13 protein-coding genes are annotated in these 13,494 nt (G+C 73.1%); 8 read left to right on the top strand and 5 right to left on the bottom strand.

Annotation, left to right across the window (positions count from 1 at the left end; genetic code table 11):
• The first annotated feature begins 160 nt into the window (after nt 1-160).
• The gene (locus ACWC5O_RS42640; RefSeq protein ID WP_450591986.1) at nt 161-592 is read left to right on the top strand and encodes a tautomerase family protein; all 432 of its coding nucleotides are present in this window, start codon (nt 161-163) and stop codon (nt 590-592) included.
• An 11-nt stretch (nt 593-603) separates the two neighbouring features.
• On the opposite strand, the gene ACWC5O_RS42635 is transcribed toward ACWC5O_RS42640, so the two are convergent.
• Entirely contained in the window at nt 604-972 is a 369-nt protein-coding gene (locus tag ACWC5O_RS42635) for a hypothetical protein (protein WP_450591987.1), read from the bottom strand.
• A gap of 126 nt (nt 973-1,098) precedes the next feature.
• Entirely contained in the window at nt 1,099-1,983 is an 885-nt protein-coding gene (locus ACWC5O_RS42630) for a hypothetical protein (protein WP_450591989.1), read from the bottom strand.
• Nucleotides 1,984-2,272: 289 nt separating this feature from the next.
• Between ACWC5O_RS42630 and ACWC5O_RS42625 the strand changes: the two genes are divergently transcribed.
• Entirely contained in the window at nt 2,273-4,339 is a 2,067-nt protein-coding gene (locus tag ACWC5O_RS42625; RefSeq protein ID WP_450591990.1) for a SpoIIE family protein phosphatase, read from the top strand.
• Nucleotides 4,340-4,343: 4 nt separating this feature from the next.
• On the opposite strand, the gene ACWC5O_RS42620 is transcribed toward ACWC5O_RS42625, so the two are convergent.
• Entirely contained in the window at nt 4,344-5,129 is a 786-nt protein-coding gene (locus ACWC5O_RS42620) for a putative protein N(5)-glutamine methyltransferase (protein WP_450591992.1), read from the bottom strand.
• 324 nt (nt 5,130-5,453) lie between these two features.
• On the opposite strand from ACWC5O_RS42620, the gene ACWC5O_RS42615 reads away from it, so the two are divergent.
• Genes ACWC5O_RS42615 through ACWC5O_RS42605 form a run of 3 tightly spaced genes read left to right on the top strand, consistent with a single transcriptional unit; the run spans nt 5,454 to nt 9,388 of the window.
• Nucleotides 5,454-6,836 carry a hypothetical protein gene (locus tag ACWC5O_RS42615; RefSeq protein ID WP_450591993.1) on the top strand — a complete coding sequence of 461 codons (1,383 nt, stop codon included), beginning with the start codon at nt 5,454-5,456 and terminating at the stop codon, nt 6,834-6,836.
• A 45-nt stretch (nt 6,837-6,881) separates the two neighbouring features.
• Nucleotides 6,882-8,135: an AAA family ATPase gene (locus ACWC5O_RS42610; RefSeq protein WP_450591994.1), complete on the top strand. Its 1,254-nt coding sequence runs from the start codon at nt 6,882-6,884 to the stop codon at nt 8,133-8,135.
• Entirely contained in the window at nt 8,132-9,388 is a 1,257-nt protein-coding gene (locus ACWC5O_RS42605) for a vWA domain-containing protein (protein WP_450591995.1), read from the top strand. Before ACWC5O_RS42610 ends, ACWC5O_RS42605 begins: the two co-directional genes overlap by 4 nt.
• A gap of 69 nt (nt 9,389-9,457) precedes the next feature.
• Here the strand turns inward: ACWC5O_RS42605 and ACWC5O_RS42600 are convergent, their stop codons facing one another.
• Entirely contained in the window at nt 9,458-10,534 is a 1,077-nt protein-coding gene (locus ACWC5O_RS42600) for a hypothetical protein (protein ID WP_450591997.1), read from the bottom strand.
• Nucleotides 10,535-10,659: 125 nt separating this feature from the next.
• Here ACWC5O_RS42600 and ACWC5O_RS42595 point away from each other — a divergent pair, with 125 nt between their 5' ends.
• Complete coding sequence (locus ACWC5O_RS42595; RefSeq protein WP_450592002.1) at nt 10,660-11,058, top strand: MarR family winged helix-turn-helix transcriptional regulator; 399 nt, start codon at nt 10,660-10,662, stop codon at nt 11,056-11,058.
• A gap of 7 nt (nt 11,059-11,065) precedes the next feature.
• On the opposite strand, the gene ACWC5O_RS42590 is transcribed toward ACWC5O_RS42595, so the two are convergent.
• A complete protein-coding gene (locus tag ACWC5O_RS42590) occupies nt 11,066-11,839 on the bottom strand; it encodes a GNAT family N-acetyltransferase (RefSeq protein WP_450591999.1) in 774 nt (257 codons plus the stop codon).
• Nucleotides 11,840-12,036: 197 nt separating this feature from the next.
• On the opposite strand from ACWC5O_RS42590, the gene ACWC5O_RS42585 reads away from it, so the two are divergent.
• Complete coding sequence (locus ACWC5O_RS42585) at nt 12,037-12,642, top strand: sulfite oxidase-like oxidoreductase (protein ID WP_450592000.1); 606 nt, start codon at nt 12,037-12,039, stop codon at nt 12,640-12,642.
• Entirely contained in the window at nt 12,635-13,405 is a 771-nt protein-coding gene (locus ACWC5O_RS42580; protein ID WP_450592001.1) for a ferredoxin reductase, read from the top strand. The genes ACWC5O_RS42585 and ACWC5O_RS42580 overlap by 8 nt, the downstream gene beginning before the upstream one ends.
• Nucleotides 13,406-13,494: the final 89 nt, after the last annotated feature.

Raw genomic sequence — 13,494 nt, 5'->3', positions numbered from 1 at the left:
CGGGCCCTCCGTGCGCGGTGTGGTCGTCTCTGTTGTAGAGGACCCCGACCCATTGTGCAACTTGTTGCATAACCGCCCCGGGGTGAGCCCGGTCACTCTGTAACTACTAGTATGTACACTGGCGGTCGATCACAGGGCCACTCCGGAGGGGGACTCCGCCATGCCTTTCGTCCGCATCGACGCGCTGGGCGCCGACAGCGACCGTCTCGACGCTCTCGGCCGTGCCGTACAGGACGCGCTGGTGGAGACGATCGGCGTCCCGCCCGACGACCGCTTCCAGATCCTGGTGGGCCACGGCGGCGCCGGCAGCCTCGTGCGTTACGACGACTACCTGGGGGTGCGCCGGGACGACGGGATCGTCTTCGTGGCGATCACCATGCGCTCAGGGCGCACGCCCGGCCAGAAGCGGGCGCTGTACCGGCGGATCGCCGAACTCGCGCACGCGTACGCGGGCACCGAGCCGCGCAATGTGTTCGTCACCGTCACCGAGAACGAGTCGGTGGACTGGTCGCTCGGCAACGGCGAGGCGCAGTACGCCCCGGCCGGCGGCGTTGCGCAGGCGGCCGGGGCGGTACGGCCGGGGCTGGGGTAGCCGGTCCGGTGTCACCGGCTTTCGAGCAGGACGTGCAGCTCCCTTTCCTGGTCCCCCGAGGCCGAGGTGAGGTTGCGCACCGTGAAGAGCGAGTCCAGCGTCCTGTGGAGCCGGTTGATCGCCCAGTAGCTGCCCTGGGCGTCCGCCTCGACGGAGGACGCGAGCCGGGCGGGCGGCCTGCAGGAGTGGGTGTCGGTGACCTCGAAGGTGCCGAGCCACACCATCGGGCGCGTCTCATGGAGCTGCTGCGGCACGTCCTCGGCGGACCGGTCGGACTCGAAGCACTCGCACAGCGCGTCGAACACGATCCGGGCGTCTTCCTTGCTGCATCCGCTGATCTCGAGGGAGACGGACTCCTCGTGCGATCGCTCACGGGCCATCGTGATCGCTCCTCTCATGGCGGTGGCGCGATACCGCGGGCTCCCCGCGAACCACGCCACCTCCCCAGAAAACCACCACTTTCCGGAAACGCACCACCTGTCGCGGCACCGGAGGCGGCAGGGGGCTCAGCCGCGCGCGAGCTTGTACGTCTTGCTGTCCGTGAGCACGCAGAACCCGGGCGAGACGACGATCACGCGCAGGATGCCGCTCCGGCGGTCGTAGTCGATGCCCTCCGCCTCGAAGGTGCCCGAGCAGGAGCTGCGCAGCGGCAGCGGGCGCAGGGCGGTGACATGGCCGGAGACGTCCGTCGAGCCCGGGGTCGCGGACAGGTCGATCTGGAGCAGTGGCTTGGTCATGCCGAAGAGGGAGCCGTCCGGGTCGTCCGAGGAGCACAGCAGGGTCGTCGGGCCGGAGAAGTCGCAGCCCTGGACGTCGCGCACGGCGTGGTCGAGGCTCACCTTGGAGGCCTGCGGGAGGTTCGCCGAGGGCGAGGTGCCCGGGTTGACGCCGGGGGTCGGGAAGACCAGCAGGCGGTTCATGGTGCCCCACTCGCCCGCCAGCATCCACTGGCCGTCCGGCGAGATCGCGTCCCAGGAGTTGTTCAGGGCCTCACCGGGGCTGAGCGTGTGGACGTACTCCGACCAGGCGCCGCCCGGTGCCTGGACGCGGAACATCTTCGAGTTGCCGGAGTCCTGTTGGTAGGGCTCGATGTAGTAGCCGTTGTACGAGGCGTCGGGGTCGCCGACGTGGTTCCAGCCGCGGCTGGAGACGCCGATGGGGATGGTGCCGATGCCGGTGTACCGGTTGGGGCTGTTCGCGGGGACCTCCACCGAGGTCAGACCCTGGCTCTCGGTCAGCGGGTCGGCGCGGTCGGAGCCGGTCTCGGTCCAGTTGTCGGCGGCGGAGGCCGGGGCGGGTGCGGCGAGGGACACGACGACGGCGGTGGCCAGGGTGACGAGTCCGGCGAGACTTGCGCGACAACGTTGCCGGACGGACGGGGACGCGGGCACGGCCGACTCCTCGAACGGGGGGGGTGGGGACACTCGGTCGGCGGACAGTCTGACGGGGGCGGATGGTCATGTACAGACCAATGGACGACATCAGGGTGAGCTCTCCCGGCCCCGGGGACTTGCCTGTCGGTCACGGGGGTGGTTACTTCGGCGGACGTCCGCCGCCGTGTTGAGAGATGGTGGAGATAGTCGGCGACGGCGTCGGAAAGTCGGGTGTGAGCGCGATAGAACAAGGGGAGTCGGCACGGGGGACGGCGTGCCGTGCGGACGGGCGAAGGCGGTGCATGGCATGAGTGCAGCCGGGGCTCCGGTGGCCGAGGGCGGCGGGCCGGTACGTCCGAGCGGGCTGCTCGACGTACTGAGCGTGGCGTCGGTGGTGCTCGACGCCGAGGGCCGGATCGTGCTGTGGAGCCCCCAGGCGGAGGACCTGTTCGGCTACTCGGCGCAAGAGGCGCTGGGACAGTTCGCCGCGCGGCTGATGGTGCACGACGAACACATCGAGCTGGTCGGCAAGCTGTTCGCCGACGTGATGCAGACCGGTCAGAGCTGGGCCGGTGCGTTCCCCATCCGGGTCAAGGACGGCGGCACGCGGCTGGTGGAGTTCCGCAACATGCGCCTGCTGGACGACCAGGGCGACGTGTACGCGCTGGGGCTCGCGGCCGACCGGTCCACGGTGCGCCGCCTCGAACAGGACGTGGCGCTGTCCGAGCGGATGGTGAAACAGTCGCCGATCGGGTTCGCCGTGTTCGACACGGACCTGCGGTACCTCTCGGTCAACCCGGCCCTGGAGAAGATCAACGGCATCCCCGCGGCGGAGCACGTCGGGCGGACCGTCGGCGAGATGCTGCCGCTGCTGGACGTCGACGCCCTGGAAGGCGCGGCCCGCCGGGTCATGGAGACCGGGGTGCCCCTCGTCGCCCAGTCCACCATCGGCCGGACGCCGGCCGATCCGGACGAGGACCACGCCTGGTCGGTGTCGCTCTACCGGCTGGAGGACTCGGTGGGCACCGTGCTCGGCGTCGCGGCCTCGGTGGTGGACATCACCGAGGCCTACCGAGGGCGTATCGAGACCGAGAACGCGCGCCGTCGGCTCGCCGTCATCGCCGACGCCTCCGCCCGGATCGGTACGACGCTGGAGCTGGAGCGCACCGCCTTCGAGCTGGCCGAGGTCGCCGTGCCCGAGCTGGCCGACGTGGCCGCCGTCGATCTGCTGGACGCGGTCGTGGAGGGCCGGCCCAGCACGCTCGGCCCGTCGGAGTCCGCGGTGATCCGGGCCCTGGCGCTGCGTGCCGAGCAGGAGTCGGACGCCGTCCGGGCCGCCGACGCGCCCGGCCGGATCGCCAGGTACGGGCCCGACCGGCTGGTCACCGAGTGCGTCCGTACGGGTGAGGCGGTGCTGGTGCCACACGTGAAGGACGAGGACCTGCCGCGCATCGCCCGCTCCCCCGAGGCGGCCGTGCTGCTGGGCCGGGCGGGCCTGCACTCGTATCTGGCCGTGCCGCTGATCGCGCGCGGCGAGGTGCTGGGCGCCCTCGATCTCAAGCGCACCCGCAATCCGGTGCCCTTCGACGAGGACGACGTCCTGCTGGCCCGGGAGCTGGCGGCCCGCGCGGCCGTGCAGATCGACAACGCCCGCTGGTACCAGAACGCCCGCAACACCGCGCTCACCCTGCAGCGCAGCCTGCTGCCCAGCCACCCGCCGGTCACGACGGGCCTGGAGGTGGCCTCCCGTTACCAGCCGGCGGGCGCCACAAGCGAGGTCGGCGGCGACTGGTTCGACGTCATCCCGTTGGAGGGCGGCCGGACGGCGCTCGTGGTGGGCGACGTGATGGGCAGCGGCATCAGCGCCGCCGCCACGATGGGCCAGCTGCGCACCGCGACCACCACACTGGCCTCGCTCGGCCTCGACCCGGCACTGCTGCTGGAGCACCTGGACAAGACGACCTCGGCCCTGGACCACTCCATCGCCACCTGCGTGTACGCCGTCCACGACCCGCATCTGCGCCAGTGCCGGATCGCCAACGCCGGACACCTCCCCCCGGCCCGGGTGCGTCCCGGCCACCCGCCGGAGCTGCTCGACCTGCCCACCGGCGTCCCGCTGGGCGTGGGCGGGGTCGAGTTCTCCACCGTGACGGTCGACTTCGAGCCGGGCGACGAGCTGGTGTTCTACACCGACGGGCTGGTCGAGACCCGCCGCCACTCCCTGGACGAACGCCTGGAGTTCATGCTGTCCCTCCTCGACGACCCCGCCCGCCCCCTGGAGGAGACCTGCGACCTGCTCCTGCGGACGCTGCACCACCCCGACAACCATGACGACGTGGCCCTGCTCATCGCCCGGGCACAGGAACTGGAGTGAGCCGCTACTCCAGTACGCCGACCACCACATGTGCGTACGCCTCGTCCGCCACCGCCAGACGGGTCGTCAGACCGGCGCGCTTGAACGCCTCCACGGCCGCCCGCGCCTGGCGTTCGCTGGTCTCGGTCAGGAGGCAGCCGCCGGGCGCCAGCCAATCCGGGGCACCGGCGGCCACCCGGCGCAGCACGTCGAGGCCGTCCGCGCCGCCGTCGAGAGCGGTCTGCGGCTCGTGGTCGCGGGCCTCCGCCGGGAGGAGCGCCACCTCGGCGCTGGGGACGTAGGGCACGTTGGCCGTGAGGATGCCGACGCGGCCCCGCAGGCCGGTGGGCAGGGCGTCGAACAGGTCGCCCACGTGGACCCGGCCGCCGTAGGGGGTGAGGTTGCGACGGGCGCAGCGCACGGCCGCCGGGTCGATGTCGGCGGCGTGTACCTCGACGGCACCCAGCGCGGCCGCCAGCGCCGCGCCGAGCGCACCGGAGCCGCAGCACAGGTCGACCAGAACCCGTGCGTCCGGGGCCTGGGCCAGGGCCTGGTCGATCAGGAACTCGGTCCGGCGGCGGGGGACGAAGACGCCCTCGTCCACGGCGATGCGCAGACCGTGGAACTCGGCCCAGCCGAGGACGTGTTCGAGCGGAAGTCCGGCGGCTCGCCGGTCGACCATCGCGGACAGTTCCTCGGGGGTGCGGGCGGTGGCGAGGAGCAACTCCGCCTCTTCCTCGGCAAAGACGCACCCGGCGGCGCGCAGCGCGGAGACGAGGGCGGAAGGGGAGAGCGGGGGCAGGGAGGGCATGGAAGCCGAGAGCCTTTCGGGAACCTGGAGCCGAAGGGCGCTCTCGCGGTCACCGGTGCCGGTGGTCCGCGCTGTCACAGAAGGCTGTCACAAGGAGAGAGCACCCCAGCCGACACAGCGGTAATGGGTCTCACCTCCTCGACAGCCGGGGGCCGCGTACCGTCCGCGGCCGGACGGCCACCATACCCCAGTGGCCGGATCGGCCGTCGTCCGCGCCGAGTTCGAAACTGCCTGGCGCGGTGGGGTGCGGCCCGTTACGATCGCCGCGATGACCACTCACTCTGCTGACAGATCGGGGGTCCCGTCCGCGCAAGGTGAGTGCTGATGCTCACTCAGACCGCGTACGGGGATTCCCGACTCTCCTTGTGGCTGCGCGTGCGCGAGTTCGCCGTGCCGCCGTCCATGATCGAGACCTCGACCGCCCGCCGCCGCACCGGGGACTGGGCGGGGGCGTGCGCCGCCGCCGGTGTCGACGTCGACCTCGATCTGCGTTCCGTCGCCCGCGACCACGGCCGGGACCTCGCGGCCCGGGTCCGCGCCGACCTCCGCCACCTCGCTCCCGACCTGCTGCGCTGGCACATGCCGAGGATCGCGCCCGACGGGCTGCTGCGCCCGGGGCTGACCCTCACCCTGGCCCGGTACGACGGCCAAGGGCGCACCCGGGGCGGCCCGGTGCACCTGGTGGCCCGGACCCCGCCCGCCTGGGCGGACGCCGGTCAGCGGATCGGCCTCGCGCTGTGGGACGGGTCCGGCTCGGGCACCGCCCCGCATCCGCATCCGCGCCCCAGCCGCCGCTACCGGCTCGATCTGCACCGGCACCTGTGGGACGCGCGCAGGGCCGGTGAGCTGCGGGTGCGGTCCGGGGCCGACGAACCGGTGACGGACCCGGAGCTGCCGGACCTGGTGCCGCCGGGACTCGGCTGTGCCGTCGGCCGGTGGGCAGCCGAGGCGGCCGTCCTGCTCGGCGCCGAGGGGCGGTCCGCCGGCCCCTTCGTCGTGCGGCTCCGCGGCCGGCGCCGACTCGTGCTGGACCTGTTCCGGCACGACGACGGTGGGACGGAAGCGTCGCTGCGGGTCGCGGCATCGCTCCCGCAGGGCGGCGTGTCCGCGCTGCCCGTCCTGCCCGACGCGGCGACCTGGGTCCTGCCGGACCTGGAGCTGCTGCGGGCCGGCCTGCTCGAACCCGACCGCCTGCACCCGCTGGTCGCGTCCGCGCTCGTGCCGGAGCACGCGTCGTCCGGTCCGCCCCGCCGTCCGGACCCGGCGGGGGCACCACGGCTCGTGGAGTGCCGGGGAGCCAGGCACCGGATCGGCCTGGCCGACGGCGTGCTGGCCCCGCTGGACCACGCTCCGGAGGAGATCCGGCGGGAGGAACTGCTGGCCGCGCTCGGCGGACCGCCGCTCCCCTGTCTGCAGGCCATCGACGAGGCGCACCGGCGTCCGGACTGCCTCTCGGGTGTCCGCGAACGCCTGGACCACGGCGACACCGCCGGCGCGCTGGCCGTGGTCGAGGGGCTGCTGGGTCCGGACGCGCTGCTGCGTGACGGCCTCCTGCGGGACGAGCTGGAGGCGGCCGCGGCCCGGCGGATCACGTACGGGCTCTACCGGGCGGGTCTCGTCGGTCCCGGCCACGCCCCTGTCGATCCGAAACCTCGCGCCGCCCGGCGCCACCGCCGACGCCCTCGTCAGGCGACCTTCCTCCGCTGAATTCACGTTCCAATCCGTCGACTTCACACCCCTAGGTGACCACATATGCCCTCTTTCACTCCTTTCGCCATGCCCGACACGCCCGCACACACCTCTCAACTCGACGTCGCCGCCGACCTGTTGGCCCTGCTGCGGGACGCGACCACCGAACCCCGCGCCGACACCCAGCTGGAGGCGCTGACCCTGGCCGTGGCCGCCGACCTCCCCGTGCTGCTGTGGGGCGAGCCGGGCATCGGCAAGACGGCCGCCCTGACCCAGCTCGCGAGCGCCCTGGACCTGCCGCTGACCACCGTGATCGCCAGCGTCCACGAGCCGTCCGACTTCTCGGGGCTGCCCGTCGTAGGAGATGACCCGGCGGAGCAGGGGGTCCCGATGGCGCCGCCGGACTGGGCGGTGCGGCTGGTCCGGGCCGGGCGCGGGCTGCTGTTCCTGGACGAGCTGTCCACGGCGCCGCCCGCCGTGCAGGCGGCCCTGCTCCGGCTGGTGCTGGAGCGGCGGATCGGCGCGCTGCGGCTGCCGCCCGGTGTACGGATCGTGGCCGCCGCCAATCCGCGGTCCTCGGCCGCCGACGGCTGGGAACTGAGCCCGCCCCTGGCCAACCGGTTCGTGCACCTCCAGTGGACGCACGACCACGACGTCGTCGTACGCGGCCTGGGCGGGACCTGGCCCCGGGCCACCCTGCCCAGGCTCGACGCGGCGAAGCTCCCTCAGGCCGTGGATTTCGCGCGGCGCGCGGTCTGCGGATTCCTCACCGCGCGCCCGGCGCTCGTGCACCGGCTGCCCAGCGGTGAGAGCCGCCGGGGCGGTGCCTGGCCGTCGCCCCGCAGCTGGGAGATGACCCTGCGTCTGATCGCCTTCGCGACCGCCGCCGGCTCCGCCCGCGAGGTGCTGTCCCTGCTGGTCAGGGGGACGGTCGGGGACGGGCCGGGCCTTGAGCTGCTGGCGAGCCTGGACCGGATGGACCTGCCGGATCCCGAGGCCCTGCTGGCGGACCCCGCCGGCGCCGTGCTGCCCGAGCGCGGGGATCTGCGGCAGGCCGTGCTGGACGGCGTGGTGGACGCGATCCGCAAGCGGCCGGAACGGGCCCGCTGGGACGCGGCATGGACGCTGCTGGTCCGCGCGATGGAGACCGGGGCCCCGGACGTGGTGGTCGTCCCCGCCACCACGCTGGCCTCCCTGCGCCGGGAGGACTGGGCCGTACCGGAGGCGATCGAACGGCTCGCCGGCGTGGTCTCCCTGTCCCGGCGCGCCGACGAGGCCGCCCGCCGGTCCGCGTTCGCGACCGGGGCCCGCCGATGACGGCCGGTGCGCCCGGGACGCTGGACCTCGGCAAGCTCTTCGCCGCCCGGCTGCACGCGGCCCGGGTGCGGCCCTACCTGGCGACGGCCCTGTTCGCGCTGCACCCCGTCGAGTCGCGGCAGGTGCCGACGATGGCCGTCGACCGGCACTGGCGGTGCTATGTGTCACCGGCCTTCGTGGACCGGACCTGCGTGGAGGATCTCGCCGGGGTGTGGGTGCACGAGGTGGCGCACCTGCTGCGCGACCACCACGGACGCGGGGACCGGGTCGCCCGGGAGCGCGGACTGCACGGCCGCGGGGAACGGCTGCGGATGAACATCGCCGCGGACCTCGAGATCAACGACGACGTGTACGGCGACGGGCTGGTACGGCCGAAAGGAGCCGTCACACCCAGGCAACTGAAGCTGCCCGAGGGCGAGCTGATGGAGAACTACCTGCGGCTGTTCCGGCTCGGACGACGGCACCAGGAGCTGGCCTGGCTGGACTGCGGCAGCGGCGCCGACGGCCTGGAACGGGAGTGGGACCTGGGGCCGGACGGCGCCCACGGGCTCAGCGAGCAGGAACGGGACGCGGTGCGCTTCCGGGTGGCGCAGGGCATCAACGGCGCGCCGGGCAACGCACCCAAGGGGTGGCAGCGGTGGGCCGAGGAGGCGTTCCATCCGCCGCAGCCCTGGCGGGAGTTGCTGGGTGCGGCGCTGCGCTCGGCGGTCTGCGGCGCGGGCTCGGGCGACGACTACAGCTACGGCCGTCCGGCGCGGCGCTCGGCTGGACTGCCCGGCGCGGTCCTGCCGAGTCTGCGGCGCAGGCCGCCTCGGGTGTGCGTGGTCGTCGACACGTCCGGGTCGGTCAGCGACGCCGAACTGGGCAGCGCGCTCCTCGAAGTCGCGGCCATCTCCCGGGCCGTGGGCGGCCGTCGCGACCTGGTCACCGTGGTGTCGTGCGACGCGGCCGCCCAGAGCGTGCACCCACTGTGCCGGGCCGAGGGAATCGCGCTGGTGGGCGGCGGCGGGACGGACCTGCGGACGGGCTTCACCCGAGCGCTGCGGGCACGGCCGGCCCCTGACGTCGTCGTGGTCCTGACGGACGGGCAGACGCCCTGGCCGGAGTCGCGGCCACCGTGCCGGACGGTGGTGGGCCTGTTTCCCCGGCAACGGCCGGGCGGTGGGTCCTGGGACGAGGACAACCCCGAGTACCGGCCGGACGCACCACCCGAGTGGGCGCGGGTGGTGACGGTCGGGCCGGGGGGTCGGTGAGCCGCACGCGGCGAGGGGGCCGCCGTCCGTCGCCGGGCGGTGCGCCCCTTCTGCGCGTACGTCGGCCGTTCAGACGCCGACCGTCTCCTCGGCCTCTGCCTCGGCCTCTTCGTCGACCGCGACTTCGGCCTTCCGCCGGCCTTGCTCCGCGCTCGGTGCGGGCTCGGGAAGAGCGGTCGCCGGCCTGGCTGCCCGGGCCCGCTCGCAGGCGGCCGCGAGCGCGGTCAGCGCGAGGCCGACGAGCAGCCAGACCACGAGCGTCCACACGTTGCGGGCGAGGCCGTCGTCGCCGAAGTACAGCAGGCTGCGGCTGCCCTCGACGAAGCCGGCGCCGTTCCAGAAGACGTGCAGGGTGCCGAAGAAGCCGTTCTGCAGCTCGGGCCGGAACAGGCCGCCGGAGCTGGTGAAATTGAGCATCACGAACAGCACCATCATGGTCAGCGTGGTCCACCGCTTGAGGAAGGTGTGCAGGCCGACGCCGATGAAGAGGATGCCCGCCGAGTAGAGCCACGCCATGCCCCACAGGCCGCCGAGCCCGTGGTGGGCGAGGTGGAACACCGGCCCGGCGAGGAGTGCGCCGATGCCGCTGACCACGGCGGAGACACCGAGTGCGAGCAGCGCCCGTATCCGCATCGGGAGCGTGGCGCCCGCGGCGCCGAGTGCGGCGACCGAGGCGTAGGAGCCGATGCTGAGCGCGATCAGCAGGAAGAACAGGCCCTGGCCGGTGGGGTCGTCGGCGACCGGCGCGGCCACGTCGGTGACCTTCAGCGGGACGCCCTCCTTCGCGGCGACCGGCGTGAAGACCTTCTCGACGGCCGTGGCGCCCATGTCGGAGGCGGCGGTGGCCACCAGCAGCTCGGGCGCCTTGGTGCTCGGCACGTAGGCACCGGTGACGTCCCGGGACTTCAGCAGGTCGACGGCTGCGGCGCGGGTGGCGACGGTGCGGACGTCGAGCTGGTCCCCCGCGGTGTCCTTGACGGTCTGCGCGAACACCTTGGCCTGGGGTCCGGTGCCGACGACGGCGACGGGCAGGTCGTTCGGCTCCGGGGTCACGAAGGCCCCCATGTACGCCAGCCCCATACCCAGGCACATCAGCAGCGGGGTGATCAGGTGCGTGAGCACATGGCGCAGCGCTGGTGACCTCATCGGGCGCGACCTCCAATGGTTGGCTTATACAACTTCCAATTCAAGTTGTACTATACAACTAGAATCGCGGAGGAGGTATTCCGGTGACAGCAGCGGAGACGGCCATCGAGACCATCCAGCGCGAGATGACGAGCTTCGCCCGCCGGGCCCGGGCCTCGGCGGGACGTCTGCACCCCGAGCTGTCACTCGTGTCGTACACCCTCCTCGGCCACCTGGAGGAGAACGACGGCTGCCGGGCCACCGACCTGGCCGCGCACTACGCCCTGGACAAGTCCACGGTCAGCCGCCAGGTGGCCGCGCTGGAGCGGGCCGGACTCATCGAGCGGCGCCTGGACCCGGAGGACCACCGGGTCCAGGTACTGCACCTGACCGAGGCCGGCCAGGAGATCCTCGCGCAGGTCACCCGGAGGCGCCGGACCGCCTTCCGGGAGCGGCTCACCGACTGGCCCGAGGAGGACCTCATCCGCTTCGCGGCCTACCTGGAGCGGTACAACGCCCGGCCGTCCGAGGCCGGGTCGGACTGACGAAAGGTCACGGCACGGGTACGGCGGCCCGGCCGTCCGACAGGTGCTCGGGGGCCCGGGCCGCGAGGAACGCGGTGCGGCGGCGGAGCCGGAAGCCGAGGGACTCGTACAGCCGGATGGCGTTGGTGTTCCGGGCGCTGGCGTGCAGGAACGGGGTCTCGCCGCGCTCCCGGACGCCGTGCGCGACCGCGCGGAGCAGGCGGGTGGCCAGGCCCTCGCCGCGGAAGGCCGGGTCGGTGCAGACCGCGCTGATCTCGGTCCAGCCCGGCGGATGCAGCCGCTCCCCCGCCATCGCGATCAGGGTGCCCGCGCGGCGGATGCCCAGGTAGGTGCCCATTTCGACGGTGCGCGGCAGGAAGGGGCCGGGCTGGGTGCGCGCCACGAGTGCGAGCATCTCGGGTACGTCCGCAGGGCCGAGGCGGACCGCCTCCGCCTCCGGTGCGGCGGCGAGGCCCTCGTCCACGAGCTGCACGCCCTCGGCCCGGAAGGTCACCTCCCAGTCGTCCGGCACCTCTCCGCAGTATCCGGCCAACGGCACCTCGGCGCCGGGGCCGGCCAGCGCGGCGAGGTCCGCCCAGTCGTCCGCGTCCGGCTCACTGGGCAGGGCCAGCCACGGGGAGACGTCCAGCGGGTAGCGCAGCACGCGACCGCGCCGCTCCGCGAAGTGGGCGTGCGGGCCGGTCAGGGAAGCGAGGGCGGGGTTGTCAAGGACGTGCGGGACGGCCGCCGCCTCGCCGGGGCCGGAGCCCGTACCGGTGCCTGTCCCCGTCAGGTCGCTCATGCGGGCACCTCGATCACGATCCTGGGCATCGTCTTTCCTCACTTCCCTCGTGCTGTCACCGGCGCACCGGCCGGCATTCAGGGCCAAGGAGGAGCGCGGGGCGGCTATTCCCGCCCCTGCGCAGAGTTCGTCCGGCCGCCATGGCCGGGGCACTGACCTGGGACGGAGCACCCGTGGCGACAGCGTACGGTTGAACCATGAACGTCACCCGAGGCTTCACGGGTCGCCCGCGCGTCACCAATCCGGGGCTGCCACCGGGGCAGTACGACGCCGGGGACGACTGGCCCGTCCTGTCCGCCGAGGTCACCCCCGACCTCACGCCCGCCGACTGGTCCTTCCGCATCGACGGACTGGTGGAGCGGCCGCACACCTGGGACTGGGAGCAGGCACATGCCCTGCCCGCCTCCTCGTACGCGGGTGACATCCACTGCGTGACCAGCTGGTCGAAGTTCGGGGTGCGGTTCGGCGGTGTCTCGCTGGACACGTTCTTCGATGTGGTCCGGCCCCATGGGTCCGCCACCCATGCGATCGCCTACTCGCACACGGGCTACACCGCGAACCTGCCGCTCGCCGACCTCACCGGTGGACGCGCCTGGATCGCCTGGGAGTACGACGGCGAGCCGCTCGCGCCCGAGCACGGCGGCCCCGCACGACTGCTGGTGCCGCACCTGTACTTCTGGAAGAGCGCCAAGTGGATCGCCGGCGTCACGCTCCTCGACCACGACGAGCCGGGATTCTGGGAGAGCAACGGCTACCACGAGCGGGGCAACCCGTGGGAGGAACAGCGGTACTCCGGTGACTGAGACGACGGCGACCACGCACTTCACTCCCGCGACCCGGTTCGCCGTGCCCGGCCGCATCGCCGTGAGCAACCAGACGGCGTCGGTGTGGCAGACGGCCACCCTGACCGAGATCCGGCGCGAGACGCCGCACGCGGCCACGTTCCGGCTCGCGGTGCCGGACTGGGCGGGGCACCTGCCCGGGCAGCACCTGATGCTGCGGCTTACCGCGCAGGACGGCTATGTGGCCCAGCGCCACTACTCGATCGCGTCCGCACCGAACGACTCCGGCCATGTCGAGCTGACCCTGGACCATGTGCCGGGCGGCGAGGTCTCGGGCTGGTTCCACGCGGTGGCTCGGCCCGGTGACACGGTCGAGGTGCGCGGCCCGCTGAGCGGCTTCTTCGCCTGGCCGGGCGACCGGCCCGCCCTGTTGCTGGGGGCCGGTTCCGGGGTCGTACCGCTGATGTCGATGGTGCGGCACCACCGGGCGCGGGGCCTCGCCGTACCGCTGCGGATGCTGGTGTCGGCGCGCAGCCCCGAAGAGCTGATCTACGCCGGGGAGCTGGGCGGGGAGACGACGGCCGTGTTCACGCGCAGCGCCCCCGCAGGAGTACCCGTGGGTCGTATGGCCGCCGCACATGTGGCGCCGCTCCTGGCCGAGCAGCCTCCGGGTGGGTGGGAGGCCTATGTGTGCGGCTCGAACGGGTTCGCCGAGCACGCCTCCCGCCTGCTGGTCGAGGCGGGTCAGCCGGTCGAGCGCATCCGCATCGAGCGCTTCGGCTAGTGCCCCGGCAGGCAACGTTTGCCCGTCAAGGAGCGGCGTCCGGTGCGTGCTCTCGGCGTGCCGGCCGGAAGTCCTCGTACTGGACGTAC

This window comes from Streptomyces sp. NPDC001450 (assembly GCF_053597295.1).
The sequence above is the reverse complement of the archived record's forward strand: the minus strand, read 5'-3'. Positions and strand labels throughout refer to the sequence as shown.

What these genes read in the sequence shown, in the direction of transcription:
- ACWC5O_RS42640 (WP_450591986.1), top strand. Translation starts at nt 161, where the DNA reads ATGCCTTTCGTCCGCATCGACGCGCTGGGCGCCGACAGCGACCGTCTC.
- ACWC5O_RS42635 (WP_450591987.1), bottom strand. Translation starts at nt 972, where the DNA reads ATGGCCCGTGAGCGATCGCACGAGGAGTCCGTCTCCCTCGAGATCAGC.
- ACWC5O_RS42625 (WP_450591990.1), top strand. Translation starts at nt 2,273, where the DNA reads ATGAGTGCAGCCGGGGCTCCGGTGGCCGAGGGCGGCGGGCCGGTACGT.
- ACWC5O_RS42620 (WP_450591992.1), bottom strand. Translation starts at nt 5,129, where the DNA reads ATGCCCTCCCTGCCCCCGCTCTCCCCTTCCGCCCTCGTCTCCGCGCTG.
- ACWC5O_RS42615 (WP_450591993.1), top strand. Translation starts at nt 5,454, where the DNA reads ATGCTCACTCAGACCGCGTACGGGGATTCCCGACTCTCCTTGTGGCTG.
- ACWC5O_RS42610 (WP_450591994.1), top strand. Translation starts at nt 6,882, where the DNA reads ATGCCCTCTTTCACTCCTTTCGCCATGCCCGACACGCCCGCACACACC.
- ACWC5O_RS42605 (WP_450591995.1), top strand. Translation starts at nt 8,132, where the DNA reads ATGACGGCCGGTGCGCCCGGGACGCTGGACCTCGGCAAGCTCTTCGCC.
- ACWC5O_RS42600 (WP_450591997.1), bottom strand. Translation starts at nt 10,534, where the DNA reads ATGAGGTCACCAGCGCTGCGCCATGTGCTCACGCACCTGATCACCCCG.
- ACWC5O_RS42595 (WP_450592002.1), top strand. Translation starts at nt 10,660, where the DNA reads ATGACGAGCTTCGCCCGCCGGGCCCGGGCCTCGGCGGGACGTCTGCAC.
- ACWC5O_RS42590 (WP_450591999.1), bottom strand. Translation starts at nt 11,839, where the DNA reads ATGAGCGACCTGACGGGGACAGGCACCGGTACGGGCTCCGGCCCCGGC.
- ACWC5O_RS42585 (WP_450592000.1), top strand. Translation starts at nt 12,037, where the DNA reads ATGAACGTCACCCGAGGCTTCACGGGTCGCCCGCGCGTCACCAATCCG.